The organism is Streptomyces scabichelini (genome assembly GCF_011045015.1).
Classification (GTDB): Bacteria; Actinomycetota; Actinomycetes; order Streptomycetales; family Streptomycetaceae; genus Streptomyces; species Streptomyces scabichelini.
Map to the genome: position 1 here is coordinate 1 of NZ_JAAKZY010000140.1, position 26,981 is coordinate 26,981.

At 69.8% G+C, this 26,981-nt stretch carries 26 protein-coding genes; 12 read left to right on the plus strand and 14 right to left on the minus strand.

The window, feature by feature from the left end:
- Window positions 1-165 precede the first annotated feature (165 nt).
- Complete coding sequence (locus G5C60_RS33645) at window positions 166-1,047, minus strand: LysR substrate-binding domain-containing protein (RefSeq protein WP_165264844.1); 882 nt, start codon at window positions 1,045-1,047, stop codon at window positions 166-168.
- Window positions 1,048-1,118: 71 nt separating this feature from the next.
- Between G5C60_RS33645 and G5C60_RS33650 the strand changes: the two genes are divergently transcribed.
- The 3 genes from G5C60_RS33650 to G5C60_RS33660 are packed head-to-tail and all read left to right on the plus strand — an operon-like array spanning window position 1,119 to window position 3,675.
- The gene (locus G5C60_RS33650; RefSeq protein WP_165264846.1) at window positions 1,119-2,324 is read left to right on the plus strand and encodes a thiolase family protein; all 1,206 of its coding nucleotides are present in this window, start codon (window positions 1,119-1,121) and stop codon (window positions 2,322-2,324) included.
- Entirely contained in the window at window positions 2,321-3,016 is a 696-nt protein-coding gene (locus G5C60_RS33655; RefSeq protein WP_165264848.1) for a 3-oxoacid CoA-transferase subunit A, read from the plus strand. Before G5C60_RS33650 ends, G5C60_RS33655 begins: the two co-directional genes overlap by 4 nt.
- Window positions 3,013-3,675, plus strand: a complete 663-nt coding sequence (locus G5C60_RS33660; protein WP_165264850.1) for a 3-oxoacid CoA-transferase subunit B — start codon at window positions 3,013-3,015, stop codon at window positions 3,673-3,675. Before G5C60_RS33655 ends, G5C60_RS33660 begins: the two co-directional genes overlap by 4 nt.
- A 139-nt stretch (window positions 3,676-3,814) precedes the next feature.
- Here the strand turns inward: G5C60_RS33660 and uidA are convergent, their stop codons facing one another.
- From uidA to G5C60_RS33680, 4 genes are all read right to left on the minus strand, one after another.
- A complete protein-coding gene (gene uidA, locus G5C60_RS33665; RefSeq protein ID WP_165264852.1) occupies window positions 3,815-5,608 on the minus strand; it encodes a beta-glucuronidase in 1,794 nt (597 codons plus the stop codon).
- Between the two features lie 75 nt (window positions 5,609-5,683).
- Complete coding sequence (locus G5C60_RS33670; protein WP_165264854.1) at window positions 5,684-6,583, minus strand: carbohydrate ABC transporter permease; 900 nt, start codon at window positions 6,581-6,583, stop codon at window positions 5,684-5,686.
- Between the two features lies 1 nt (window position 6,584).
- Window positions 6,585-7,538, minus strand: coding sequence for a carbohydrate ABC transporter permease (locus tag G5C60_RS33675; RefSeq protein ID WP_165264856.1), 954 nt, complete (start codon window positions 7,536-7,538; stop codon window positions 6,585-6,587).
- Window positions 7,535-8,827 carry a sugar ABC transporter substrate-binding protein gene (locus G5C60_RS33680; protein WP_165264858.1) on the minus strand — a complete coding sequence of 431 codons (1,293 nt, stop codon included), beginning with the start codon at window positions 8,825-8,827 and terminating at the stop codon, window positions 7,535-7,537. The genes G5C60_RS33675 and G5C60_RS33680 overlap by 4 nt, the downstream gene beginning before the upstream one ends.
- Before the next feature lie 192 nt (window positions 8,828-9,019).
- On the opposite strand from G5C60_RS33680, the gene G5C60_RS33685 reads away from it, so the two are divergent.
- Entirely contained in the window at window positions 9,020-9,652 is a 633-nt protein-coding gene (locus G5C60_RS33685; protein ID WP_165264860.1) for a TetR/AcrR family transcriptional regulator, read from the plus strand.
- Window positions 9,653-9,856: 204 nt separating this feature from the next.
- Here the strand turns inward: G5C60_RS33685 and G5C60_RS33690 are convergent, their stop codons facing one another.
- From G5C60_RS33690 to G5C60_RS33700, 3 genes are read right to left on the minus strand one after another with little or no spacing between them, the layout of a single operon-like run.
- Complete coding sequence (locus tag G5C60_RS33690; RefSeq protein ID WP_165264862.1) at window positions 9,857-10,621, minus strand: class I SAM-dependent methyltransferase; 765 nt, start codon at window positions 10,619-10,621, stop codon at window positions 9,857-9,859.
- A 13-nt stretch (window positions 10,622-10,634) separates the two neighbouring features.
- Window positions 10,635-11,447, minus strand: coding sequence for an LLM class flavin-dependent oxidoreductase (locus tag G5C60_RS33695; protein ID WP_165264864.1), 813 nt, complete (start codon window positions 11,445-11,447; stop codon window positions 10,635-10,637).
- The gene (locus G5C60_RS33700; RefSeq protein ID WP_165264866.1) at window positions 11,444-12,298 is read right to left on the minus strand and encodes an alpha/beta fold hydrolase; all 855 of its coding nucleotides are present in this window, start codon (window positions 12,296-12,298) and stop codon (window positions 11,444-11,446) included. Before G5C60_RS33700 ends, G5C60_RS33695 begins: the two co-directional genes overlap by 4 nt.
- A gap of 95 nt (window positions 12,299-12,393) precedes the next feature.
- Here G5C60_RS33700 and G5C60_RS33705 point away from each other — a divergent pair, with 95 nt between their 5' ends.
- The gene (locus G5C60_RS33705; protein WP_478503697.1) at window positions 12,394-13,299 is read left to right on the plus strand and encodes a LysR family transcriptional regulator; all 906 of its coding nucleotides are present in this window, start codon (window positions 12,394-12,396) and stop codon (window positions 13,297-13,299) included.
- A 133-nt stretch (window positions 13,300-13,432) separates the two neighbouring features.
- On the opposite strand, the gene G5C60_RS33710 is transcribed toward G5C60_RS33705, so the two are convergent.
- From G5C60_RS33710 to G5C60_RS33735, 6 genes are all read right to left on the minus strand, one after another.
- Window positions 13,433-13,927 carry a PaaI family thioesterase gene (locus G5C60_RS33710; RefSeq protein ID WP_206440314.1) on the minus strand — a complete coding sequence of 165 codons (495 nt, stop codon included), beginning with the start codon at window positions 13,925-13,927 and terminating at the stop codon, window positions 13,433-13,435.
- 25 nt (window positions 13,928-13,952) lie between these two features.
- Window positions 13,953-14,927, minus strand: a complete 975-nt coding sequence (locus tag G5C60_RS33715; protein WP_165264870.1) for an LLM class flavin-dependent oxidoreductase — start codon at window positions 14,925-14,927, stop codon at window positions 13,953-13,955.
- Window positions 14,928-14,954: 27 nt separating this feature from the next.
- Window positions 14,955-17,393, minus strand: coding sequence for a bifunctional acetate--CoA ligase family protein/GNAT family N-acetyltransferase (locus tag G5C60_RS33720; protein ID WP_165264872.1), 2,439 nt, complete (start codon window positions 17,391-17,393; stop codon window positions 14,955-14,957).
- A 34-nt stretch (window positions 17,394-17,427) separates the two neighbouring features.
- Window positions 17,428-18,507, minus strand: a complete 1,080-nt coding sequence (locus tag G5C60_RS33725) for an amidohydrolase family protein (protein ID WP_165264874.1) — start codon at window positions 18,505-18,507, stop codon at window positions 17,428-17,430.
- 41 nt (window positions 18,508-18,548) lie between these two features.
- Entirely contained in the window at window positions 18,549-19,511 is a 963-nt protein-coding gene (locus tag G5C60_RS33730; protein ID WP_165264876.1) for an FAD-binding protein, read from the minus strand.
- Window positions 19,512-19,607: 96 nt separating this feature from the next.
- Entirely contained in the window at window positions 19,608-20,393 is a 786-nt protein-coding gene (locus G5C60_RS33735; RefSeq protein WP_165264878.1) for an electron transfer flavoprotein subunit beta/FixA family protein, read from the minus strand.
- Window positions 20,394-20,557: 164 nt separating this feature from the next.
- Here G5C60_RS33735 and G5C60_RS33740 point away from each other — a divergent pair, with 164 nt between their 5' ends.
- The 7 genes from G5C60_RS33740 to G5C60_RS33770 all read left to right on the plus strand — a co-directional run.
- Window positions 20,558-21,874, plus strand: a complete 1,317-nt coding sequence (locus G5C60_RS33740; protein ID WP_165264880.1) for a phenylacetate--CoA ligase family protein — start codon at window positions 20,558-20,560, stop codon at window positions 21,872-21,874.
- Window positions 21,874-22,584: a hypothetical protein gene (locus G5C60_RS33745; protein WP_165264882.1), complete on the plus strand. Its 711-nt coding sequence runs from the start codon at window positions 21,874-21,876 to the stop codon at window positions 22,582-22,584. Before G5C60_RS33740 ends, G5C60_RS33745 begins: the two co-directional genes overlap by 1 nt.
- Window positions 22,585-22,724: 140 nt before the next feature.
- Window positions 22,725-23,639, plus strand: a complete 915-nt coding sequence (locus G5C60_RS33750; RefSeq protein ID WP_165264884.1) for an SDR family oxidoreductase — start codon at window positions 22,725-22,727, stop codon at window positions 23,637-23,639.
- Between the two features lie 11 nt (window positions 23,640-23,650).
- Window positions 23,651-24,106, plus strand: coding sequence for a Zn-ribbon domain-containing OB-fold protein (locus tag G5C60_RS33755; protein ID WP_165264886.1), 456 nt, complete (start codon window positions 23,651-23,653; stop codon window positions 24,104-24,106).
- Window positions 24,103-25,251 carry a thiolase C-terminal domain-containing protein gene (locus G5C60_RS33760; protein WP_165264888.1) on the plus strand — a complete coding sequence of 383 codons (1,149 nt, stop codon included), beginning with the start codon at window positions 24,103-24,105 and terminating at the stop codon, window positions 25,249-25,251. Before G5C60_RS33755 ends, G5C60_RS33760 begins: the two co-directional genes overlap by 4 nt.
- A gap of 14 nt (window positions 25,252-25,265) precedes the next feature.
- Entirely contained in the window at window positions 25,266-26,525 is a 1,260-nt protein-coding gene (locus tag G5C60_RS33765; RefSeq protein WP_165264890.1) for an acyl-CoA dehydrogenase family protein, read from the plus strand.
- On the plus strand, window positions 26,522-26,981 hold a 460-nt coding region (locus G5C60_RS33770; RefSeq protein WP_206440316.1), incomplete at its 3' end, for an acyl-CoA dehydrogenase family protein. The genes G5C60_RS33765 and G5C60_RS33770, both read left to right, overlap by 4 nt.

The window sequence follows — 26,981 nt, forward strand, 5'->3', positions numbered from 1 at the left end:
CCCACCCACCCAGCGGCAGGCGCGCCCTTCAGGGGCGCGGGGAACTGCGCGACCAGCCACAACGAACCCGCACCCGACGCCTACGTCGGGCCGACTGAGCCGCCCGACCTCGCCAGGCAGGGTCGCCGAGCCAAGCGGAGGCCTTGTCCGGCACCGGTGGACGCCTCAGAACATGGCCTGGATGATCCCCACGGTGCGCGCCAGGTGCGGTTCGGAGCGGTCCACGCGGTGGGCGACGGCCAGCTCCACGCGTGCGCCGGCCCCGGACAGCGGTAGGTACGCGACGTTTTCGAGCGCCAGCGCGGTCACGGGCTCCGGCACGACCGCGACGCCGAGGCCGCCGGCCACGAGCGTGACCAGGGTCGAGGTCTCGCCGACCTCGTGGCGGATGTGCGGCTCGACGCCGGCGTCGCGCAGGAGGCCCAGGACGACGTCGTACATCACCGACCGGCGGTCGGCGGAGTGCACGATCAGGTCGGCACCGGCCAGGTCCGCCGCACGCAACCGTTTCCGGCGGGCGAGGGGGTGGTCGAGCGGTACGGCGACGACGAGCCGGTCCCGGCGCAGGGTGTGCACGGTGAGGGAGAGGTCGGCCGCCACAGGGCGCAGCAGCGCGACGTCGATCGCGCCGGTGCGCAGTGCCTCTACCTGGTCGGGCGCGAGCATCTCGCCGCGGAAGGAGAAGTCGACGCCGGGAAGCTCCTGGGTAAGCCGCCGCGAGAGCGCGGGCAGGAGGCTGTACGTCGCCGAGCCCACGCACCCGATGGCGAGGTGGCCCACCGCGCCTGCGGCGACGAGCCGTGCGTGGTGGGCGGCCTCGTCGACGTCGGCGAGGACCGCGCGCGCCCGCTCGAGGTAGGCCCGGCCGGCCTCGGTGAGGTCGACGCGGCGTGTGGTGCGGCGGAGCAGTTCAACGCCGAGTTCGGCTTCGAGCTGGCGGATCTGCGTGGAGAGTGGCGGCTGGGCCATGTGGAGCCGCTCGGCGGCGCGACCGAAGTGGCGCTCCTCGGCCACCGCCACGAAGTACCGCAGGTGACGCAGATCCATATGTCGTCCGTATCAATTGGGTCGGATATGCGTACTTCAGAATATAGTGGCCCGAGGCTAGCGTCGCTGCCATGAGCGCTTTCATCTACGCCGCGACGCGCACGCCGTTCGGCCGCTTCAACGGCGCGCTGGCCGGCGTCCGCCCCGACGACCTCGCCGCCGCCGCGATCACCTCGACGCTCGCCCGGGTGCCGGGCCTCGACCACGCCGCGATCGACGACGTGGTGTGGGGCAACGCCAACGGCGCCGGCGAGGAGAACCGCAACGTCGGCCGCATGGCGGCGCTGCTCGCCGGGCTTCCGGTGAGCGTGCCCGGCACCACCGTCAACCGGCTCTGCGGCTCCAGCCTCGACGCCGCGATGACGGCCAGTCGCACGATCGAGTCCGGCGACGCCGAGGTGGTGCTGACCGGCGGCGTGGAGTCGATGACGCGTGCGCCGTGGGTACTGCCCAAGTCGGCGAAGCCGTTCCCGGCCGGCGATGTCACCGCGGTCTCGACCACGCTCGGCTGGCGGCTGGTCAACCCGCGGATGCCCAAGGAGTGGACCGTCAGCCTCGGCGAGGCCAACGAGCAGCTCAAGGAGCGCTTCGGGATCTCCCGCGAGCGGCAGGACGAGTTCGCCGCCCGCTCCCACCAACTAGCCCAGGCAGCATGGGAGTCGGGCTTCTACGACGACTTGGTGGTGCCGGTCGAAGGCGTCGACCTGGTCCGCGACGAGGGCATCCGGGCCGGATCAACGCCGGAGGTCCTGGCCGGGCTCAAGCCGGTCTTCCGCACGCCGGAGCAGGGCGGCACCATCACCGCGGGCAATGCCAGCCCGCTCAACGACGGTGCCTCCGCGGTGCTGTTGGGCAGCGAGAACGCGGCGACCGCGATCGGGGCCGACCCGATCGCCCGTATCGCCGGCCGCGGCGTGATGGCGCTGGAGCCGCAGGCCTTCGGCTACGCCCCGGTCGAGGCCGCGAACCGTGCGCTGGCCCGGGCCGGGATCGGCTGGGACCAGGTGGGCGCGGTCGAGCTCAACGAGGCCTTCGCCGTGCAGTCGCTCGCCTGCCTCGACGCGTGGAAGGTCGACCCCACCATCGTCAACCAGAAGGGCGGAGCCATCGCGATCGGGCATCCGCTGGGCGCCTCGGGCGGCCGCATCCTCGCCACGCTGGCCAAGGTGCTGCGCGAGACGAGGCAGCGCTACGGCGTCGCCGCGATCTGCATCGGGGTCGGTCAGGGCCTGGCTGTCGTACTGGAAAACTGCGATGTCACGGGGGCAGCCCAGTGAGCCGGGCGGAGATAGTCGAGAGCGCGGATGCGGCGGTCGCCGGTATCGAGGACGGGTCCACGATCCTCGTCGGCGGCTTCGGCCTGGCGGGCATGCCGTTCGATCTGATCGACGCGCTCATCCGGCAGGGTGCGAAGGACCTCACGATCGTGTCCAACAACGCCGGCAACGGCGACGTCGGGCTGGCCGCTCTGCTGGCCGCCGGCCGGGTGCGCAAGGTGCTCTGCTCCTTTCCGCGCCAGGCCGACTCCTGGGTCTTCGACGGCCTCTACCGCGAGGGGAAGATCGAGCTGGAGGTGGTGCCGCAGGGCAACCTCGCCGAGCGGATGCGCGCGGCCGGTGCCGGTATCGGCGCGTTCTACTGCCCGACCGCTGTCGGCACGCCGCTGGCCGAGGGCAAGGAGGAGCGGGAGATCGACGGTCGCAAGTACCTGCTGGAGTACCCCATCAAGGGCGACTACGCGCTGATCGGCGCGCACGTCGCGGACTCGATGGGCAACCTCGTCTACCGAAAGACGGCCCGCAACTTCGGACCGGTCATGGCCACGGCCGCGACGACGACCATCGTCCAGGTCGACGAGGTCGTCGAGCCCGGGAAGCTCGACCCCGAGGCCATCGTCACCCCGTCCATCTATGTCGACCGAGTCGTCCAGGTGGCGGCCCGTCACTACACCGTGCAGGGGGCCCGATGACCACCACGTCAAGCGATCAGGTGCGCGCCGATCGCCGGCTCTCGATGGACGAACTGGCCGCCGTCATCGCACGCGACATCCCGGCCGGCGCCTTCGTCAACCTCGGTATCGGGCAGCCCACCAAGATCGCCGATCACCTGCCGGCCGACTCCGGGGTGGTACTGCACACCGAGAACGGCATGCTCAACATGGGTCCGAAGGCCGAGGGCGACGCGGTCGACCCTGACCTGACCAACGCCGGCAAGGTCCCGGTGACCGAGCTGCCGGGAGCGGCGTACTTCCACCACGCCGACTCCTTCGCGATGATGCGCGGCGGGCACCTCGATGTCTGCGTCCTCGGGGCCTACCAGGTCGCCTTCAACGGCGACCTCGCCAACTGGACCACGGGCAAGCCCGACGACATCCCTGCCGTCGGCGGCGCCATGGACCTCGCCATCGGCGCCAAGGACGTCTACGTGATGATGACGCTCTTCACCCGCTCCGGTGAGCCGAAGCTCGTCCCGCGGTGCGCCTACCCGCTCACCGGCGTCGGCTGCGTCAGCCGCGTCTACACGGACTGCGGCGTCTTCGACGTCGGCCCCGACGGTGTACGGATCCGGGAGACGTACGGCGTCAGCGCCCAGGAGCTGGCGGAGCGACTCGGCATCACGCTGTCATAGACCATGTCCTTGTGCGATCGTTCCCCGCTTGCGGGACGGGAACCGGCCACGATCGCCACCACCACCCTCGGTCGGCGACGCCTACGACAACTGATGGAGTCGCCGACCGGAACACGACCGGCAGAGAGACTGACGGAGTCTACTGGCCGGCCTTCCGCCAGCGGGCGCGCAGACTGAACGCCGCGCCCTTCGGCCGGCGTTCGCGGGTGAACACTCCCTTCTTGTTGCCGTCGACACGGAAGACACCGGGCGCCGTGGCGAAGTCGGCGAAGTTCCAGACCTGCTCGCCGACGACCGCGTCGACACGGTCGAACACGCGGTGATACACGTCGAGCAGTTCGGTCTGGTACTCCTCGGTCCACGGGCTGGGTACGACGTTGCGCAGTCCGGGGTAGGCGTCCGCTCCGTACTCGGTGATGACGATGGGCTTGTCGTGCGCGGCCCACTGCCGCAGTTCGGCCTCCAACTCCCTCTCGGCCGCCGGAAGGTCGTCGGGGCCGAAGTACCAGCCGTAGTAACGGTTGAGGAGCACAACGTCGAACAGGTCGCTGACCACGCACTGGTCCGGCTTGCCCATGAGCGCGTTGACGTAGGCGACGGGCCGTGTGGGATCCAGCCGCCGTGCCTCGGCCGCCAGCGGTGCGAAATACTCGCGCGCCTCCGGTTGGACGTTGTCCGGCTCGTTGGCGATGGACCACAGCACGACACTCGGATGGTTCTTGTCGCGCGCCACGAGCTCCCTCACCGCCTGCAGGTGCGTGCGAAGGGCGCTCTCACCCACAGTGTCGGGTGAGAAAGTGGACACCTGCCGGCCGGAGGCGAAAACACCTCCCGCGATGTTAAGGTTCAGGCCGACGGCCGCGGTCTCGTCGATGACCACCACACCCTGCCGGTCCGCGTAGTCCAGCACCTCTTCGGCGTAGGGGTAGTGCGAGGTGCGGAACGAGTTCGCGCCGGTCCACTCCAGCAGCGCGAAGTCGTGCACCATCAGGATGTCGTCGTGACCCCTGCCGCGCACGGCGGCGTCCTCGTGCTTGCCGAAACCCTTGAAGTAGAACGGGGTTCCGTTGATCAGGAATTCCTTGCCCCGTACCTCCACAGTGCGCACGCCGACGGACTGCCGGTAACTGTCGACGAGCTCGCCGGAGTTGCTCCACAGCGTGGCCTCGAGTTCGTAGAGGTACCCGTCGCCGGGCGCCCAGGGGTGCACGTCCGCGATCCTGAGGATCCCCACCGCTCCGGTGGCGGCATGGACTTCGACCCCGGAGGCGTCGCGCAGCGAGACACGCACCTCGTGCTCTTCGGCCTGTGCGGTGCTGTCCACGCGGTATTCGACGAGGCCGGTCGTGTCCTCGAGGCTGGTGGTCACGGTGATGTCGGTGATGTGGACGGGGGGCGTGGTGTACAGCCACACGGGCCGGTGCAGGCCCGCGTAGTTGAAGAAGTCATGGAAGTAGTGCTGCACCCGGCGGCCGTCCGCGCGTTCCTCCACTCGGCCGGGTGGTATCGACTCCCAGGTCAGCTCGTTGTTGACCACGACGGTGACACGGTTTTCGGCACCCGGCCGCAAGTGCGCTGTGACGTCGGCCTCGAAGGGGGTGTAACCGCCTTCGTGCCGGACGACCTCCACGTCGTTGACCCAGGCGGTCCCGCGATGCGTCGCAGCGTCGAAGCGGAGCACCGTCCGTTCCCCCGCCCACCGGGCAGGAACCCATACATGCGTCTGGTACCAGACGTCGCCGACATGGTCGCGGACGGTCGCGTCCGGGAAGATGTCGTTGTAACTGGCGGGCACCGGGATGTCCACGGCGCCCGCGAGCTGCGAGCGCCACCAGCCCTCGGCACGGCCGACGCCCTCCGCGTCCAGGCGGAAGCCCCACAGGCCGCCCAGGGAGCGGCGTTCACGAGTGGGGCCGTCCTGAGGACGAAGCATGGTTGGTTCTCCTGTTCGTTGTGCGCGGGTCGACCCGGTGGTCGAGAGGGCAGGTCTGCGGCGGTCGAAAGAGGGCTATTTGATGCCGGTGTTGGCGATGCCCTCGACGAAGTGCCGTTGCAGGGCGAGGAACAGCAGGATGATCGGTGTGACGACCGTGACCGCCCCGGCCAGCAGCAGGCCGTAGTCGGTGCCGTTGGCTCCCACGGAGAAGAGGGCGAGGGCGACGGGCAGTGTGTAGTGGTCCTCGGTCTGCGCGATGACGAGCGGCCACAGGAAGTTGTTCCACTGCGCGAGGAAGGTGAGGATCGCCAGTGTCGCCAGAGCGGGCCGTGTCAGCGGAAGGATCACTCTGAGGAAGATCCGGGATTCGCCCGCGCCGTCGAGGCGAGCCGCCTCGACGAGGGCGTCCGGGATGTCCCGGATGAACTGCCGCATGATGAACACGCCGAACGGTGTCACGAGGAAGGGCAGGATCAGCCCGAGGTAGGAGTTGCCCAGGCCCATGTTGCTGACCAGCACGAACAGTGGGACGAAGGTCGTGACGCCGGGGATGATCAGCATGGTGAGGACGAGGCCGAACAACAGACGCTTCCCCGCGAACTCGATCTTCGCGAAGGCGTATCCGGCCATCGAGCAGAACAGCAGATTCCCCAGAACACAAGCCACCGCTACGAGTGTGCTGTTCAGGAAGTACAGTCCGAAGTTCTGCTTCGACAGCAGTTGTTCGAAGTTGGCGAAGGTCGGGGACTGGGGAAGCCAGGAACTCGGATGGGCGACGATCTCACCGGTGGGTTTCACCGAACCGAGGAACATCCAGGCAAAGGGCGCCAGCGTCGCGAGGAGGCCCAGCACCAGGGCGCAGTAGAGAACGACACGACTCGTAGGGACGCGCCGGGACGGACGCCGGTCACGGAAGGCCGGGTCTGTCGGTGTGGTGGTGGCCGGTCCTGTCGTTGTGGTGGTGGCGGTCATGTCAGGCCTTCGCTCGGAAGATGCGGAACTGCAGAAAGCTCAGCAGAGCGATCGCGGTGACCAGCACATAGGACGCGGCCGAGGCCAGTCCGTAATTCCCGAAGCCGAATTGCTCGTAGGCGTAGTAGCTGATCGATGTCGTGCTGTCCAAGGGGCCGCCGCTGGTCATGACGAACGGTTCCTCGAAGAACTGGAGGTAGCTGATGCTGAGCAGAACGGCGACCACCAGCGTGGTGGGCCTCAGCAGCGGCAAGGTCACGCTGCGGAAGGCACGCCAGCGGGACGCGCCGTCCACAACGGCCGCCTCGTGCACTTCGGGAGGTATCGACTGCAGTCCCGCCAGGAAGATCACCATGGGGATGCCGAAGTGCCGCCAGACCGCCATCAGTATGAGGGCGGGCATGGACCAGTTCGGATCGTTCAGCCAGTCCGGCCCCGAGATTCCCACTGCGGACAGGACTGAGTTGATCATCCCGTCAGGCTTGTAGAGGTACCTCCACACGACCGCTATCGCCACGATGCTCGTCACGACCGGAGCGAAGTAGGCGACCCGGAAGAAGCCCTTCGCGCGCTGGATCCCGGAGTTGAGTGCGACGGCGATCGCGAGGGAGAACACCATCGTCAGAGGGATGCCCACGGCGACGAAATAGAGCGTGTTCAGAGCGGCGCGGACGAAGGTGGGATCGGCGAACAGCGCGGTGTAGTTCTCCAGGCCGACGAAGTTGACACTGAAGGGCGTCTCCACGTCCCTGCTGGTGATGTCGGTGACGCTCATCGACAGTGACGAGAAGACCGGCCAGATGCCGAAAGTGGCGAACAGCAGGACGAAGGGCGAGCAGAAGGCCCAGGCGACCAAGGTGCGCCGCAGGTGTCGGGAACCGCCCCTCGTCCGCTGGGTCCTTTGCCTGGTGGAAGACCTCTCGCGTGCGGGTTCCACGGAGGTGGTCGTGGTCATCGAGGCTGCCCCGTTCCGATCGAGGACGCCTTCGCCTGGACCCGTTCCAGAGCGTCCTGCGGCGACGAGACACCCTTGGCCACCTTCTCGATCTCGGCATCGAGGACCGCGGTGACCTGCTTCCACGTGGTGACGTTCGGGCCGGGCAGCGCGGTCTCCAGCTGGGACCGGAAGACGGTCAGCACCGGATCCGACTTGAGCTTCCCCTCGCTCCAGGCCGACTCCACGGCGGGAAGGTCTCCGGACAGTTCGTACCAGTCCTGCTGGACGTCGGGCTGCGAGAGCCACCGGACGAACTTCCAGGCACCGTCGCGGTTCTTCGCGTCCTTGAACACCGCCCAGTGCCCGCCCCCGATGTAGCCGGCGTTGGACTTCGGCCCCTTGGGGAGCGGGGCGACCCCCACCTTGTCCTTGACGAAGTCCGCTCCGCCCGCCTCCTTCAGCAGTGCCGTCTCCCAGGGGCCGGAGATGAGCGCGGCGGTGGAACCGTCGACGAACTGCGGCTCGATCTCTCCGAGGGCCACCGGCCCGTTGCGGGTCGAGGTCTTCGAGGTGAAGAACGACTGGTAGAACTTCATCCCCTCGAGTGCCTCGGGCGTGTCGAAGGTGAACTCGGTGCCGTTCTTGTTCATGAGGTCCGCGCCGGCCTGCCACATGAAGGGCAGGACACCCTGCCAGCTCGCCGTCACGCCGGTGGGGAGCGACAGGCCCCACTTCGCGCCCTGCTTCTGGAGGGCCTTGAGGAACGGGCGGTACTCCTGCCAGGTCTTCGGCGCGGATACTCCGGCGGCCTGTGCCAGGTCCTTGCGGTAGAAGAGGGAGCGTGTCTCCACATACCAGGGGACGGCGTACGTGCCTCCTTCGAAGGTGGTGCTCCGGGCGGCGCCGCCGTAGAAGGACGAGGTGTCGACGAGGCCGGCCGGTACCTGTTCGAGTCCACCCGTCGAGGCGAAGTTCGTCAGGTCGGCGGTTCCGACGAGGGTGGCGTCCGGTGTGTCCTCGGAGGCGATCGCCGTTTCGACCTTCTTGGCGTAGTCCTGCCACGGGATGGCCGTGACCTTCACCTTCGCGTCCGGGTTGGCCTTCCGGAAGCGCGCGGCCAGGTCGGGCAGGCGCTCACCCTCGGTGCCCATGGCCCATACGTTGATCTCGCCCTTGGCCGGTGAGGTGTCGACGGGAGCGCTGGTGGCGCCCCCACTTCCTTGCGTATCGGACCGGCCGCAACCGATCAGGAGCAGTGCGGCGGTCAGCCCGCCGATGAGTGCTTTTGAGACATGTGAGGTGAACATCGTTGTCCGTCTCCTCTCCACCCGGTGGATGCGTGCGCGGCTCTACCGCACGTCGTGGTGTGGGTGAGCGAGACCGTACAACGAAAACCGAACAGGTGCTACAGTTTCAGCAAGGGTAATGATGGCGGGCCGGTGGCCGGACACCGCTGCACACCGCCCACCTGGGCTCGGGGGCATGCTTAGGCTGGGGGCATGACCGAAGAGACGGCGGCTCGCCCGGCCACTCGCCGAGGCCCCTATGCCAAGAGCGCACAGCGCAGGGCCGAGATCGTCGCTTCAGCGACCGCCGTGTTCGCGGCGCGCGGCTACCGCGGAGGGTCCCTGAGAGAGATCGCCAAACAGCTCGGCCTCAGCCTGACCAGCGTCGTGCACCACTTCCCCAGCAAGAGCGAGCTCCTTGTGGCCGTCCTCGAGAACGCCGACTCCGCGAGCACCGACTCCTTCGAGTCCGACAGCCGGGAAAAGGGTGTGGCCTACGCGGTCCTGCGATACGTCCGCCGCAATCTGGAACGACAGGAGATGCTGCGGCTCCTCGCCCTGATGGCCGCGGAGGCCTCGGCTCCCGATCATCCGGCGCACGAGTGGTTCCGTGACAGGTACGAGCAGGTCGTCACCTTTCTCGCGACCGCGGTACGCAGGGACCAGGACGAGGGCCGTATCTCGAACCAGAGGCACCCCGAGCTGATCGCGGCGGCCCTTGTCGCGATGTGGGACGGGCTCCAGCTCCAGTGGCTCATCGACCCGCGGCGTGATCTCATCGCCGGGATATCGGCAGGGTTGGAGGATCTGTTGGGTGATCCTTCCGTCGGCAGCCGGCACCCGTAGCAGCAACTGGCGCCCTCCCGAACGGACATCAGCCGCGACGCCCGCCCTCCGGTCTGCCGGGGGCGGGTATGCGGCGCGAGCCGCTACGGAATGCTTTCCTCCAGTTCCCTCGATATCCCGCGAGTTCCGGCCGAATGCGCAGTGGATGCGCAACGGGATCCGGGAGCAGGGACAGTGATTCTGGCGGCGGCCGCTTGCAGGTGGTCAGCGTCGGTGCGCGATGACCAGCCAGGAGCGGGAGTCGAACCATACGCCGTCGCCGGTGTCGTGCGCGTCGAGAGTCGCGCGAAGCCGATCGAGTGCGCGCTCGGCGGACGAGGCGTCCAGATCGGCGACCATCTTCGCCATTCCCAGCTGGAGTACGGCATCACGCGCGCTGTCGGCGTCCGGGCCGTAGTAGACGGGCTCGCGTACGTCCTCGACATCCACCGCGGTGAAACCGGCCGCGGTCAGGGCATCCACCACGACGTGCGGATCGGCCAGTGCGAAGGCGTCGGCCGCCGGGGCCGACGTCGACGACGCGTGCCCGCCGGCGAGCGCCGCCCGGATCGCGGCATGCCACTCCTGACGGTCGGCGGCCTGCCAGACCAGCTGCACGAAGCGCGCACCCGGACGCAGGGCTCGCCCGATGTTGGCGAACGCGGCGACCGAGTCGGAGAAGAACATCGTGCCGAACCGGCTGACGCCCAGAGTGAAATGCTCCAGCGGGAAGGCATGAGTCTGGGCGTCGGCCTGCACGAAGCCGACATTGCGGAGCCCTTCCGTCTCGGCCTGTTGGCGGGCCCGCGCCAGCATCGGGTCCGAGACGTCGACGCCGAGCGCGGTACCCGGCGACGCGGCTCGGGCCGCGTCCCGGGTGGTCTGGCCGGTGCCGCAGCCGATGTCGAGGACACGGTCGCCGGATCGGACGTCGAGGGCCTCCCAAAGCCGCTTGTGATAGCGAGCGAGCTCCGAGTCGTAGTCGAACAATGCGATCGTCTCCTCACGCCGCGGGGCCGTCGCGGAGAATGCCCCGCACGGTGTCGAGCCGTACACCCGGGTCCAACTCTGCCAGCCACCAGGTCGCACCGGCGCTCGCGTACGGTTCGGGATCGACACCGGGTGGCAGCGCGACGGCGATGTCGTACGAGTCCATCTCGCCATGGCGCAGCTCGGTGAGGGTGCCGACGGCCTCGGCTAGCTGGTCCGGGTGCTGGAGATTGACCGGGAAAAAGCCGTCGAGCCGGGCGGCCCGGCGGATCGGCTTGACGTTGCCCGGGAATCCGGCGGCCCACACCGGAACGCCCGGCCGCTGAACCGGCCGCGGCAGGAACGTGATGTCGTCGACGGTGTAGTGCTCGCCGCGATGGCGCACCGGTTCGCCGGACCAGGCGGCGGCCAGGATCGCCAAGGACTCGTCGAGCATCCGCCCGCGCTGCCGGTCGTCGAGCTGTTCGCCGGTCCTGGACAGCTCGCCGGCGAACCGGTCGCTGCCGAGGCCGACGCCGAGGGTGAGGCGGCCGTCGCTGAGCCGGTCCAGCGTCGCGGTCTCCCGCGCGAGCTTGGCCGGCCGTCGACGGGCCGGCGTCGACACCATCGGACCGAGCCGCAGCCGCTCGGTCGTGGTCGCGATCGCCGACAGCGCGATCCACGAGTCGGCGACCTCTCGGACCGGCGCCCGCCAGCTCAGGTGATCCCACACGAAGCAGCCGTGCCACCCGGCTTCCTCCGCGTCGGCGGCCAGGCGCGCCACCACCCGCGGGTCGGCGAGGTCGTCGAAGAGCGGCAGCCAGAGTGCCGACCGCAGCCGGTTCACGAGCGAGCTCCTTCCGTGTGCCCCACCAGAGCCGACACGAAGTCGTCCCACACGGGCTTGGGCACGTCGTGTCCGGCGCCCTTGAGGACCAGCAGCTCCGCACCGGGGATCGCGTCGCGCAGCGCCTCGCCGTGCGGCAGCGGCAGCAGTGGGTCGTGGTCGCCGTGGACCACGAGCGTCGGCGCCGCGATGTCGCCGAAACCGCCTCGCACCGGACCGTCGAACTCGATGGCGTAATGGTTGACCAGAGTCGACGCGTAGTTCCTGGCGCGCGCCACGTCCCGTTCGACCAACGCCCGGATCGCGGCCTCGTCGAAGTGCGGCGAGCCACCGGCGTACGCCCTCGCGCCGGCGACCACGTACTCGACGACCGCGGCCGCGTCCGAGGCATCCGGCTCGGCCGCCATGGCCAGGTCACTGGACGGCGGCGGCAGGTCGTCGGCACCGGTCGAGGTCGAGACGAACGTCAGCGACGCGACCCGATCGGGATGGTCCACGCCGAGGATGAGTCCGAGCCCGCCGAACATCGACTGACAGACCACATGGGCGCGCTCGATGCCCAAGGCGTCCTGAATGCCGAGCACGTCCAGGGTCAGGTCCGTGAACGAATAGGCCGGCTGTCCCGGCGGGTAGCAGGTCGACCGGCCGGTGTCCCGATGGTCGTACCGCACCACGAATCGGCCACGGGCAGCGATCTGTTCGCACAGCTCGGCGTCCCACCACAGCATCGAGGCGGCCGACCCGGCGACCAGCATGATCGCCGGGGCCGCGCGGTCTCCGAAGGTCTCGGCACACAGCTCGACGCCGTTGATCCCGAGTAATTGCTCGCCGTGAGATTGATGTGAGGTCATGTCCGGCACGCTAGAGCCCCCACTCCATTGTGAAAAGCGATGATTTCCGATCGATTGGATCGCTTACGCCAATGGACGTCACTACGCTGGAACACGTGAACGACGTCGAGCTGCGCCATCTGGCGGCGATGGCCGCCATCGCCGACGAGGGTTCGTTCGGTCGGGCGGCCGCCCGTCTCGGGTACACCCAGTCGACGGTGAGCCAACAGATCGCCGCGTTGGAGAGGGCCGTCGGAGGTCCGGTGTTCGACCGGCCGGGCGGTCCCAAACCAGTACGGCTCACCCCACTCGGCGCCGTGGTCCTGGACCACGGTCGCGAACTGCTGGCGAAAGCGGAGGCATTGGCCGACGCCGTGGACCGGTTCAAGGCGGGAGACGGCCGGATCGACATCGGCACGTTCCAGAGCGTGTCCAACGTGATCCTGCCCTCGGTCGTACGCCGGCTGCGAGAGAAGCACCCCGGCTGCGACATCAGGTTGTCCGAGGAGGAGCCGGAGCAGCCGCAGATCGGTGACCTCGACCTGCTGTTCTACGACGGCCGCCTCGACGGCGACGTCGAGCACCGCAAGCTGCTCGACGATCCGTACCTGCTGGTGGCAGGCGTCGGCACCTTCCCCGAAGGTCCGGTCCCGCTGGAGCGGCTCGACGGCGCGCCGATGGTGGCCTGGCCGCTGACCTGCGACCAGCCCTTGATGGAGCAGGCCCTCGCCCGCAGCGGTGCCCGTCCGCAGGTCGTGTTCCGCAGCGCGGTCAACGACACCCTGTTGTCGATGGTGCGAGCCGGCCTGGGATCGGCGGTGCTGCCCTGGCTCGCCATCCACGGAGCCGACGTACCGTCCGACGACAGGCTCCGCATCCACGAGCTACGGCCGTCCCTGCCGCCACGGGAGATCTACCTGCACTGGCAGGCCGGACGTACCCAGTCACCACTTGCCGGCCGGGCCGTCGAAATCGCCGTCGAGGTCGCGGCCGAACTCGCGCCGCCGCAGGCCAGGACTTGACCCATGCCGGTTTCTCCACCGCACGCCCGACCGGACTTCGGTGGTCGACGGCGACGGCGACGGCGACGGCGACGGCGATGGCGACGGCCCGGCCGACTCCTGGCCGCCGTCCCAGTGGAGCCGGCCGACGGAGCTACTGGCCCGCCAACCACGTCTCGTGCCGCTCGAAGTGCCCCCGGTCACGCGTCACCCAGATCCCGGACGCCCGCGCGAGCACCGCGTGGCCCGGCAGCAGCGTCATCTCGCCGGCGATGTACCAGCGGGACCCCTCCCGCCGCTCCACCCAGGCCCGCACCTCGACCGGTCGTTCCACCGGCACCGGCTTCACGAAGCTCACCGTCAGTTCGGCCGTCACACTCAACACGCGGTTCAGCAAAGGGAGATGGCCCAGGCACTCGTCCATGACGGACGCAGTCCAGCCGCCGTGCGCGACGTTCGGCCCTCCTTCCTGGGACCGCGGACAGGCCAGTTCGAACCACGCCACGCCGTCATCGCCGAGCCGTTCCTTCTCCACGCCCAGCCGGCACGCGCCGGTCACGCGGCAGGCGCCGCACAGCGCGACACCGCCGGTCGTACGCGGCGGCTCCTGGAAGTCCGATCCGGCCCACTGGGCGTTCGGCGTCGGCATACGGGCACTCCCTCGTCTCGGCACATCAGATGTCAGCCAGCAGCGGACGCAGCTTCCCGGCGATGAGCTGAACCTGACGCGCGACCATCTCCTCCGGCATCCCGGCCAGTGAAGCCCACAGGAACACACCCTCGACCGGCAACCCGGCCACGTACTCCTTGATGGCCTCGGCCGTGTCCTCCGGCGTGCCGTAGAGGAACTGGGCGAAGCCGGTCGCGCGCAGCCCGGTCTCCCGCCACTTCTCCGGATCGATGGGGCGGGGGACCGGCTGGTCGGTGCCCTCCACCATGTAGCGGCGGTAGCTGTCCCACTGGTACGCCAGGTGCTTGCGGACCACCGGCCAGTCGCCGTCCGGGTCCTCGGTGACGAAGCTGGTGAACGAGCCCTGCATACGAGCCGTCGAGACGTCGTGTCCGCTCTCCGCGAGGCCGTCCCGGTACGGCGTCAGCAGCGCGGGATTGAGCGACAGCAGCCCCGTACCCAGTCGACCGGCCCGCCGGGCGCCCTGCGGACCCTGGTAGCCGAGCCAGATCGGCAGCGGGTCCTGGACCGGGCCAGGGGTGACCAGGGACTCCGCCCAGAGTCCCCGGATCTGTCGGACCCGCTCGTCGGTGGTGGAGTAGCGCTTGCCGAGATCCGCCCCGTACAGCCGGTACTCGGGAACGCGATACCCGGTGCCGAGTCCGAGATCGAGCCGCCCCTCGCTCAGGATGTCCACGAGCGCGGCCTGCTCGGCGATCTCTGGCGCCGCGTGCAGCGGCGCGGGGATCACCGCCGTGCCCAGGCGCACCCGGCGCGTGCGCGCGGCAGCGGCGGCGGCCATGGTGAGCGGCTGCGGAAGGTAGCCGTCCTCGAAGCCGTGGTGCTCGGAGAACCAGACCGAGTCAAGGCCGAGCCGGTCCGCCTCCTCGCACATCTCGAGGGCGAAGCCGTAGACCCGGGACCAACTCTGTTTCCAGGGCGGCGGGTTGCGCAGATCGAAGTAGATGCCCACCTTCATGACTCAGGCCACCTCTCGGCTCTTCACTCAGGCCACCTCTCGGCTCTTCGGTTCGTGCAGCCGGATCTCCGCCCGGGTGACGGCGACCCCTTCTCCGGGCGGCGCCAGCCGTACCGGCCGCAGCTCCATCGCCTCGATCTCCGGGAGGTCCTCGACCATCGCGGACATCCGCAGGACGGTCTCCTCGAGGGCCGTCAGGTCGACACCCCGGCCGCCCGCACGGCCGTCCAGCAGCGGGGCCGCCCTCAGCGAGCGGATCATCTCCCGTGCGTCGCGGTCGCTCAGCGGGGTGACGCGATACGCGACGTCCGCCATGAGGTCGGCATAGTCCCCGGTGAGCCCGAACGCGACGACCGGACCGAAGACCGGATCGGCGTCGACACGCAGGAACGCGTCCTGGCCGGCGCCGGAGGGGCGGGAGGGATCGGAGGGACCGGAGCGTACGTCGATCCCGTAGCACTCCAGCAACTCCCCGGTCACGGAGGGCGGAACCGGACCCGCAGGCAAGCCGGCGAGCAGGGCCCGCGCACGTTCCGTGTCGATGCCGTCGAGATCCGGTACGACACCGGCGGGACGGCTCCGCCACGCCTCGTACGCCGCCGCGTGACCGAGCGAGGCGGCGGCCGACTCGGGGAACGCGTAGGTGGGTACGACCAGTTCGCCCCGGCGCAGCAGATCGGCGACGCCCGAGCCGCCCAGGAAACTGGTCACCACGGGCTTGTCCGGCCAGGCCTGGGCCGCGTCCAGGATCGCGGACGCCACCTCGTCGGCCTTGTCCGCCAGCGGAGGCATGAACAGCACGATCGCGGCGTCCACCGAGTCGTCGCCGAGCACGGCGTCCAGCGCCTGCCGGTAGTGGGCGGCGGTGGCCATCGGCGTCAGGTCCACCGGATTGGCGACCTCCGCCTGTGGCGCGAGCGCAGAGCGGAGGGCCTCCCGGGTGCCGTCGCCGAGCGAGGCGACCCGCAGCCCGCTCGCCGCGCACGCCCCCACGGTGAGCGCGGCGGGACCGCCCGCGTTGGTGAGTACGGCGACCCGGTTGCCGAGCGGTGGCGGCTGGTGGGCGAGCAGCAGGGCGACGTCGAACAGTTCCTGGAGGCCGCGCGTACGGATCACTCCCGACTGCGCGAACAGCGAGTCGACGGCCGAGTCCGCATGACCCGGGTGCACCGCGACGATCGGCTTGCGCGGGGCGACCTGACGGGCGACCCGGGCGAACCGGCGCGGATCGCCGAAGTGCTCGACGTGCAGCAGGATCACCGAGGTGCCGGGATCCTGGTCCCACCACTGGAGCAGGTCGTTGGTGGACACGTCGACGGAGTGGCCCACCGACACGAACCCGGAGAAGCCGAGGCGCAGCCGCCGGGCCAGGTCGAGCACCGTGAGGCCCAGCGGCCCGGACTGGCTGGACATGGCGACGCGCCCTGCCGAGGGCAGGGCGGGCGAGAAGGTCGCGGCCAGCCGTGCTCCGGAGCTCGTGTTGACCACGCCCATGCAGTTCGGGCCCACCAGCCGCATCCCGGAGGCCCGTGCGAACCGGGCCAGCTCCAGCTCGGCCGTGCGCCCGGCGGGACCCGTCTCGCCGAAGCCGGTGGAGACGACGACCACCGCCTTGACGCCGGCCTCCGCACACTCCCGTACGACTCCGGCAACCGCCTCGGCCCGTACGGCGACCAGCACCAGATCCGGTGGTTCGGGCAGTTCCCGGATGCTGGGGTAGGCCCGGGCACCGGCGATCTCGTCGGCGTGCGGGTTGACGGGGAAGACACTGCCGGGGAAGCCGCCGCGCAGCAGGTTGGCCACGATCTCGTGGCCGATGGTCAGCGGACTGCGGTTGGCGCCGACGACCGCGACGGACCGCGGTTCGAGCAACGGCCGCAGCGAGCGCCGTACGGCCGTGTGCTCACGCCGTTCGGCCCGGGCCACCGCCTCGGCCTGCGGGTCGATGGCGATGTCGAAGTGGATGATCTGGCCGGGCGGCCCTGTCTCGACCCGGTAGCCGGAGCCGAGGAACACATTGATCATGCGTACGTTGTCGGCGAGCAGGTCGGCTTCCAGGACCCGGATCCCGCGGTCGCGGGCCGCTGCGGCGATGTGTTCGAGCAGCAGCCGCCCGAAGCCCTCGCTCTGGTGGTCGTCCCGGATCGTGAAGGTCACCTCCGCGTGGTCCGGTTCCGCGGAGTCGCGCACGTAGCGGACCAGGCCGACGATCTCGTCGCCGGACAGGGCGACGAGCGCCAGTTCGTTGAGGTAGTCCACATGGGCGCCGCGCCGGATCACCTCGTCCCGGGCCCGGACCACCGGGCCGAGGGAACGGAACGCCAGGGTCGCCCGCGACAGCCGGCCGACGAAGTCGACCAGACGGTCGGCGTCGTCCGGCCGGACGGGACGGATGAACGTCGACCGGCCGGTCCGTACGAGCCCCGGCTGTTCCAGATCCTCGGGATATTCGGGATATCGGGTCATGGGCGCTTCTTCGAGCCTCCTCGCGGATCGTGGTTCAGACGGCCGCCTCTTCGGGGGTCTGTTCCGGAGGGCTGAAGAGTTCGTTGAAGGTGCCGCGGGTGACGCGCTCGCGGATCTTGTCGTCCACGCCGTCGAAGAGTTCGTGGAGTGTCGACTGGGTGTGGCCGTACGTCCCCTCCAGGTGCGGGTAGTCGTCGCCCCACATCACGTTGTAGTAGCCGGTGGCCTCGACGATCTCCACCGAGCTCTTGTCGTGCTGGAAGGAGGCGTACACCTGCTGCCGGATGATCTCGCTCGGCAGCCGGCTCAGCTTCGGCCGTACGAACATGCCGTGCTGGCGGTAGGCCTCGTCCATCCGGTCGCCGATCGCCGGCACCCACCCGGCACCGCCCTCCGCGATGAGGATCTTCAGGTCGGGGTGACGGTCAAGGGCACCGCCCGCGACCATGTGGGCCACCACGCGCATGCCCGGGTACGTCGTCTCCATGTAGTTGACGACCGCGCCGCCCGGCCCGCGGAAGACGACGTTCTCGCCACCGGTGCCGATGTGGAAGGCGAGCACCACTCCGGCCCGCTCGGCCGCGGTCCACAGCGGCTCCCAGCGGTCCAGCGCGTACTCCTCGCCGGGCCGTGTGGAGCACGGCAGGAAGACCGACTTGAAGCCGAGCTCCGCCACGCGCTCGACCTCGGCGACCGCGTCGTCGATGTCGGCCGTGGAGACACAGGCGGGCGTGATGACCCGCTTGTTCCTGCCGAGGATCTCGGAGTGCGCCCAGTCGTTCCAGGCCCGTACGGTCTCCCGCGCGAGCTCCCGCTCGGTGATCGACACCAGCCAGAACCCCATGGAGGGGAAGGCCAGTTGGCTCCAGACGCCCTCCTGGTCCAGGTCCTTGAGGCGTACGTCGAGATCCTTGGCGCCCGGCGGGCGCATCGCGTCCATGAAGTCGTTGAGCTGGCGGTCGATGCGCTCGCCGTCGATGTAGAGGACCTCGTACTTCTCGCCGCGTTCGCTGCGTGGCGCCCGGTCGGCGAGACGCTGCGGCAGGGCCTCGGTCCACAGGTCGTCGGGTTCCATCACATGGGAGTCTCCCGAGTTGACCCAGATCTTCGCCATGGCGCTCCTTCGGGGCAATGGATGCAATCAGTTAAATATTTTTACACACGCTTCTCGATCTCGTCCACCAACTGCGGGAGCACCTTGAAGAGGTCACCGACGACGCCGTAGTCGACGAGCTCGAAGATCGGGGCGTCCGCGTCCTTGTTGACGGCGACGATGGTCTTCGAGGTCTGCATGCCGGCCCGGTGCTGGATCGCGCCGGAGATCCCGGCGGCGATGTACAGCTGCGGGGAGACCTGGGTGCCCGTCTGGCCGACCTGGTGGCTGTGCGGATACCAGCCGGCGTCCACCGCGGCCCGCGAGGCGCCGACGGCCGCGCCGAGCGCGTCCGCGAGGCGCTCGATGACGGCGAAGTTCTCGGCGCCGTTCACACCCCGGCCCCCGGAGACCACGATGTCGGCCTCGGTCAGCTCGGGGCGGTCGCCGCCGACGCGTGGCGTGCGCGACAGGACGCGGGTGGCGGTGGCGGCGGGGCCGAAAGTGACGTCCACCTTCTCCATGACGGGGGTGACCGGCGCGGGCTCGGGGGCGGTGGCGTTGGGCTTGACCGTGATGACCGGGACGCCCTCCGTGACATGGGCCGTGACCTGGTAGGTCGCCGCGAACACGGACTGCTCGGTGACCGGCCGCCCGTCGTCGCCCGCGGTGATGTCGACGGCGTCGGTGATCAGCCCCGACTCCAGACGGACCGCGAGCCGCGCGGCGGTCTCCTTGCCGTCGAGGCTCGACGGCAGCAGCACGGCGGCAGGTCTGGTGCTCGCGGCGATCTGCGCGAGGGCGTCGACGGCCGGCGTGACCAGGTGGTCTCCGATTTCCGGGGCGTCCACGACGTAGACCTTGAGCGCGCCGTACGTGCCGAGGGTATCGGTCGCGGCATCCGCGCCGGGACCGAGGAAGACGGCCGAGGGCTCGCCCAGACGGCGTGCCAGGGTGAGGAGTTCGAGGGTCGGCTTGCGTACGGTGCCGTCGACATGGTCGACGAGGACGAGGATCTCGGCCACGGTGAGGTACTCCTTGCGTGAGAGGCGCGGCGAAGCCTGAGAGGCCCGGCGAAGCAGCAGAGGTCCGGCGAAGCCTGGGAGGCCCGGCGGATTCGGTCAGACGAACTTCTTGGTGGTGAGGAACGCGGCAAGGCCGACGCCGCCCGCACCCTCGTCCACGACGATTTCCCCCTTGGAGCGCGGCGGGCGCTTGGCCGCGGTGTCGACCGCCGACCGGGCGGCGGACGGGCCGGTCCACTTGGGCTCGATGTCGAGGTCGGCCAGATCGAGGGTCTCCAGCGGCTTCTTCTTCGCCGCCATGATCCCTTTGAAGGACGGGTAGCGGGCGTCGCCGGACCGGTCGGTCACCGACACCACGGCCGGCAGGGTGCCCTGGATGCGTACGGTGGCGGACTCACCCTCGCGGCGGCCGGTCACCGAGCCGTCCTCGACCGAGACCGCGAGCTCGTCGAGATGGGTGACCGCCGGGACGCCGAGCCGTTCGGCCAGCATCGCCGGAACGACCCCCATCGAGCCGTCGGTCGAGGCCATCCCGCAGACGACCAGGTCGAAGCCGTGCCGCTCGATCGCCCGGGCCAGCACGAGCGTGGTGGCGGCCGCGTCGCTGCCCCGGATGTCCTCGTCGCTCACGTGGATGGCGGAGTCGCCGCCCATCGCGAGCGCCTTCCGCAGGGCGTCCTTCGCGTCGTCGGGGCCGACGGTGAGGTAGGTGACCTCCGCGTCGACGCCCGATTCGGTGATGCGCAGGGCCTGTTCGACGGCGTACTCGTCGAGCTCGGACAACACCGAGTCGACCGCGTCCCGGTCGGTGGTGCCGTCCTCGGTGAACGCCCGGTCCGCCGTGGCGTCGGGCACGTGCTTCACGCAGACAACGATCTTCAACAGCGGACCTCCGTACTGGCTGAATGAGTGCTAATAGTTAACTATATAACTCGGACCGGCGCGAGAGTCGACGCGAGGTTGGATGCGATTCCGACGAATTAGTTGACTCATTGCGCTGATAGCTGGAAGATCTGGGCAGCCGAACGAGGCTGCGAGGAGGCGCCATGGCCGGTGACAGGTACTTCGAGCCACACGTGGAGACCATGCCCCGGGATCAACTCCGCGCACGGCAGGAGGAGCGGGTCCTGGAACTGGTCGAGTACGCGTACGCCAACTCGGCCTTCTACCGCGAACTCTGGGACGAGCACGGCGTACACCCACGGGACATCCGCTCCCTGGACGACTTCAGGGAGCGCATCCCCTTCATCACCAAGGACATGGTGCGCGCCCACCGCGCCCGGACCGGAGACCCCTTCGGCGGAATGCTCTGCGTCCCGCCCGAGGAGCTGACCTCCGTGTCCTCCAGCTCGGGCACCACCGGCGACCCGGAGTTCTTCGCCGAGATCTGGGAGGACGCGCCGCCCCTGGTGACCGCCCAGGTGCGGGACCTGTGGGAGGTCGGGCTGCGGCCCGGGGACCTGGTACTGAGCCCTCCCGGCACGTTCCGCAACTTCATGGACGCCGGCTACCAGGCGCTCGGTGCGGTGGTGGTCGAGGCGGACACCTGGCTCGGCAGGATGCACGAGATCGTCGAGGCCGTCCGCACCTACCGGCCCGCCTACCTCCAGATGATCTACCCGCAGATGGTGGAGCTGGAGCACCTGGCCGACAAGGTGGACCTCAAAGAGGCCTTCTCCTCGCTCAAGGGCGCCTCGTGCGCCGGCCAGCCGCTCAGCCGCAGGATGCGCGACCGCATCCGTGACGACTGGGGCATCGACGTCTACGAGTACACCAGCGCGGCCGACACCGGCACCGCCTGGGAGTGCCGGGAGCACGACGGCTTCCACCTCTGGGAGGACACCGTCTTCGCGGAGTGCCTGGACGTCGAGGACGCCGAAGCGCACAGCTGGAGTGACGTCCCGGAGGGCGAAGTCGGCGAACTGGTCGCCACCGATCTCGACAACCGGGCCGCGCCCCTGATCCGTTACCGCAGCGAGGACCTCGTACGGCTGTCCGGTGAGCGCTGCGGCTGCGGACGCACCCACGCCCGGATGTGGGTGGCAGGGCGGCGCGGTGACGAGACCCTGGTCCAGGGGCGTTCCGTGGTCCTGCGGGACATCTGGCAGGCGGTGGAGGACCAGCCCGAGACCGTGGCGGGGGTCTTCCAGATCGTACGGGCCGCGCGTGAGGTCGACGAACTGCGGCTGCGCGTCGGCTACGACCCCGAACTCACCGGCGATGTCGAAGCCCTGGCAGGGCGGCTCGGCAAGGCCGTGCACGAGCGGACCGGTGTCGAGCCGGTGCTCGACCTGCGGACCGAGGAGGAGCTGTTGCGGACCATGACCAGCGTCGCCAAGTTCCCGAGGGTGGTGAAGAGCTGATGGCACGTGCCGACACCCTGGCCAGGGCCCGCGAACTCGACCGGCCCGACCTCGCCTACATCGTGCGCTTCCCCGCCGCGAACGGCATGCGGGACACCGAACTGACCTGGGCGGAAATGGACCGCGACTCCGCGTGGGCCACGGAACGGCTGCGCGGCCACGGGCTGGCCGCCGGGCAGCGTGCGCTGCTGACCGCCTCCGGGTTCGAGGGCTTCTGGGGCCGCTCGGTGATCGGGGCGCTGCGGACGCTGAAGGTGACGTACGGCATCGCGGAGGCGATGGGCTGGGACCACCGCCGTACCGCGGTCTTCCACCGGGAACTGCGCCCGCACGCGGTGATCGGCCTCTCGGCCGAGACCCTGGAGGGGCTGAGCGGCAGCGCCGACATCGGCGAGATGTTCCGGGCCACATCGGTCGTACTGGCCCGCCCGGCCGCCGTACCGGTGCTGCGCGGGGCGGGCGTGCCCGCCTGCCTGATGGCGACGGTGGGCCCGGCCCTCGCACTGGAGTGTCCCGAGCGGGCCGGCGCGCACATCAACGCCGCCGAGTGGCGCCTCGGAGAGCGGGACGGCGAGCTGTTCATCGCCGCGGGGGAGGGGCGCGGGTCCGGGCTCCCCGAAACACCCCTGGGCATCGAGGGTCGGGTGGCCACCGCCCGCTGCGGGTGCGGCAGCGAGGACCCACGGGTGCTGCTGACAGAGACCAACTAAGCGCCGGTGCGGTATCGCGCCCTATTGAGGTGGCCGCAGGCCCCTCAATAGGGGCGCGGGGAACTGCGCGACCAGCCCCCACCGGGCCCGCGGATTAATAACTGCGCTCCCAGCGGAGCGTCAACGTCGAGGAGTTGGGAATGTCGCAAGGAGTGGCCAACGGCCGAATCGTGGTCGTCACCGGTGCCGGCAACGGAATCGGCCGGGCACACGCCCTGGCGTTCGCCGAGCAGGGCGCAAAGGTCGTGGTGAACGACCTGGGCGGCTCGCGCGACGGCGCGGGCGCCTCGGCCGGTCCGGCCCAGACCGTGGTGGACGAGATCACCGCGGCCGGCGGCGAGGCGGTGGCCAACACCGACGACATCTCGTCGTGGGAAGGTGCCGCACACCTCGTCCAGCAGGCCGTCGACACCTTCGGCGGCCTCGACGTACTGGTCAACAACGCGGGCATCCTCCGCGACCGGATGATCGTGTCGATGACCGAACAGGACTGGGACAGCGTGCTGGCCGTCCACCTCAAGGGCAGCTTCGCCACCCTGCACCACGCGGCCGCGTACTGGCGCGAGCGTGCCAAGTCCGGTGAGCAGAACGACGCCCGGGTGATCAACACGACGTCCCCTTCGGGCATCTTCGGCAACCCCGGCCAGTCGAACTACGGCTCCGCGAAGGCCGGTCTGGCGAGCCTCACCATCATCGCCGCCGCCGAACTCGCCCGGTACGGAGTGACGGTCAACGCCATCGCGCCGACCGCCCTGACCCGGCTGACCGAGGACATCGAGATGATGAAGCGGGCCGCCGAGACACAGGACCTGACACCGGAGGCCATCTCGCCGCTCGTGGTGTGGCTGGGTTCGGCGGCCTCGCGCGAGGTCACGGGCCGGGTCTTCGGCGTCATGGGCAGCCGCATCACCGTTCTGGAGGGCTGGGTCAACGGCCCCGGCGCGAGTGCCGAGTCCCGTTGGACACCCGAGGAGTTGTCCTCCGTCGTCCCGAACCTCGTGGCCAAGGCGGCACCGAACGCCGACGCCCTGGGCAACCGCAGCACCACGGCCTGAGGGGGCACGACATGACGAAGCAAAAGCCCGTGCAAAAGCCCGTGGCCGACGGCCTGTTCACCTGGCCACCCTCCGCACAGCCCCGGCTCCTCGGCACCGAGTGCACGGCATGCGGTCTGGTGAGCTTCCCCGCCGACACCCACTGCGTACGGTGCGGGAGCCCCGAAGCCAAGGAGCGGCTCCTGTCGGACAGCGGCACGCTGTGGACGTTCACCACCCAGGGCTTCCGCCCACCCTCACCGCCGTACGACGGCTCCGACACCCCCGCCACCTTCGTGCCGTACGCCGTCGGATACATCGAACTCCCCGGCGAGGTACTGGTCGAGGCCCGGCTGACCGAGCCCGACCCGGAAAAGCTGAGCATCGGGCAGCGGATGCGGCTGACGCTCGTGCCCTACACCGTGGACGCCGACGGCACCGAGGTCGTCACCTTCGCGTTCGCCCCGGCCGACGGAGAGGTGGCGTGATGGAAGCGGTCATCATCGGAACGGGACTGCACCCCTTCGGCCGGTTCCCGGGCAAGCCCGCGATGGACATGGGCGCGGACGCCGTACGCATGGCGCTCGACGACGCGGGCGTCACCTGGCCGCAGATCCAGGGCGGCTACGTCGGCAGCTTCGAGGTCGCCAACCCGGACGCGATCGTGGGTCGCCTCGGCCTGACCGGCGTACCGCTGCGCGGCGTCTTCAACGGCTGCGCGACGGCCGGTACGGCGGTGGCGATGGCCGCCCGCGCCATCGAGACCGGTGAGCACGACCTGACCATCGCCATCGGCATGGACAAGCATCCGCGCGGCGCCTTCGCCGCCGATCCGTCCGTCGCCGGAATCCCCTCCTGGTACGGACAGACCGGGCTCTTCCTCACCACCCACTTCTTCGGCATGAAGATCAACCGCTATATGCACGACCACGGCATCTCCCACGAGACGCTGGCGCGCGTGGCGGCCAAGAACTTCGGCAACGCCGCCGGTAATGAGAAGGCCTGGCGCCGCACGCCGCTGACAGTCGAGGAAATCCTCGACTCACCGGTTCTGAACTACCCCCTGCGGCAGTTCATGTACTGCGGCCCTGACGAGGGCGCCGCCGCCGTCGTGCTGTGCCGGGCGGACCAGGCCCACAAGTACACGTCCACCCCGATACGGGTCCGGGCCACCGCACTGCGCAGCCGCCGGTTCGGCGCCTTCGAGGTGCAGAGCCCGTCCGTGCCGGTGGGGGATCCGGTGGCGAGCCCGACCGTGGACGCCTCCCGGGCGGCGTACGAGCAGGCGGGCATCGGCCCCGAGGACGTCGACATCGCCCAGCTCCAGGACACCGACGCCGGATCCGAGATCATCCACATGGCCGAGAACGGGCTCTGCAAGGACGGCGAGCAGGAACGCCTCATCGCCGAGGGCGCCACAGCGATCGGCGGCCGGCTCCCGGTCAACACCGACGGCGGACTGCTCGGCAACGGCGAGCCCATCGGCGCGTCCGGACTGCGCCAGATCCACGAGATCGTGCTCCAGCTGCGCGGCACTGCCGGAACCCGGCAGGTCCCCGGCACGCCCCGCGTCGGCTACACCCACCTGTACGGCGCGCCGGGCGTGTCGGCGGTGACCATCCTGTCCACCTGACCGCGGAGCCCCAAATGGAACACGACATGCAGGCCTTCGCCGCCGAGGTACGCCGATTCCTGGACGCCCACGCGGCGAAGGCCCCCGACCGCGCCGCCTTCACCTGGGGCGAGGGCGACGACTCGATGGCGTACTTCAGCGCGCTCCCGCCCGAGGAGGAGCGGGAGCAAGTGCGGCGGGCGCGGGAGTGGCAGCGGATCCGCTACGAGAACGGGTTCGGCTGGATCACGGGGCCGCCCGAGTACGGCGGACGAGGCCTCACCTCCGTACACGATCTGCTCTACGACGCGATCGAGTTCGAGTACGACGTCGCCGACACCGGCACGCTGAGCGTGATCGGCCTTGGCATGATCGGCCCGACGATCCTCGCCCACGCACCGCAGCCGCTGAAGGACCGCTGGCTGCCGGCGATGTACCGCGGGGACGCCATCGCCTGCCAGCTGTTCAGCGAGCCCGGCGCCGGATCGGACCTGGCGAGCGTGACGACCCGCGCGGTGCGCGACGGCGAGGACTGGGTGCTGAACGGGCAGAAGGTGTGGACCTCGGTCGCCCAGCACAGTCAGATCGGCCTCGCCCTGACCCGTACGAACCCGGACGCGCCCAAGCACCGCGGCATCACCGCCTTCCTCGTGCCCATGGACGCGCCTGGTGTGGAGGTCCGGCCGTTGCGGCAGATGACCGGTGGCGCGGACTTCAACGAGGTCTTCCTCACCGACGTCCGCGTCCCCGACGACCACCGGCTCGGCGAGATCGACGGCGGCTGGACGGTCGCCCTCACGACCCTCATGAACGAGCGCGCCACGGTCGGCAGTGAGGGCGCGGGACCGGTGGCCGCAGCTCTCTCCCCTGACCGGCTCTCCGCGCTGATGCGCGCCACCTGGACCTGGGACGACCGGGCCCTGCGCGGCCGTCTCGCCGAACTGCTCGTCGACGTCCTGGCCACCGAGCACCTCAACGCACGTGCCCTGCGCAAGCTGCGCGCGGGCATCGCCCCCGGCCCCGAGATGTCCGTGTCGAAGCTGCTCTACGGCCAGAACCTCACCAAGGCCGCGCACTTCGTGTCGGACGTCCTCGGCCCGCGCGCCATCGCCGACACCGGTCAGTGGGGCACGTACGCCTGGACCGAACTCCTGCTGGCCACCCCGGCCTTGAGGATCCTCGGCGGCACCGAGGAGATCATGAAGAACATCCTCGCGGAACGCGTCCTCGGCCTGCCCAAGGAACCGGGCATCGACACCAAGTCGCCGTTCCGTGAGCTGGGAGGTGTGTCATGAGCGTCGTCGTCTCCGCCGACGAGAGCGAGCTGCACGAACTGCGGTCGGCCGTACGGGACTTCCTCGAGGCGAAGTCACCCGAGGAAGCCGTCCGCAAGCTCATGGAGAGCGAGCCGCGGTACGACCCCGCCGTGTGGACCCAGCTGACCGAGCAGCTGCGGCTGCCGGGCCTGGCGATCCCCGAGGAGTACGGCGGCGACGGCTTCGGTCCCGTCGAACTCGGCGTGGTCCTGGAGGAGATGGGCCGCGCCCTGCTGTGCGCGCCGTACTTCGCGACCGTCGTCCTGGCCGCACAGGCCCTGCTGGCCTCGGGCGACGCGGACGCCTGCGCGCGCCACCTCCCGGGTATCGCGGCGGGACGGACCACGGCCACGCTGGCTGTCGCCGAGAACAGCGGCTCCTGGGACCCGGCCTTGATCTCCGCGCGTGCGGCCCGCGAGGGGGAGGGGCAGGGGG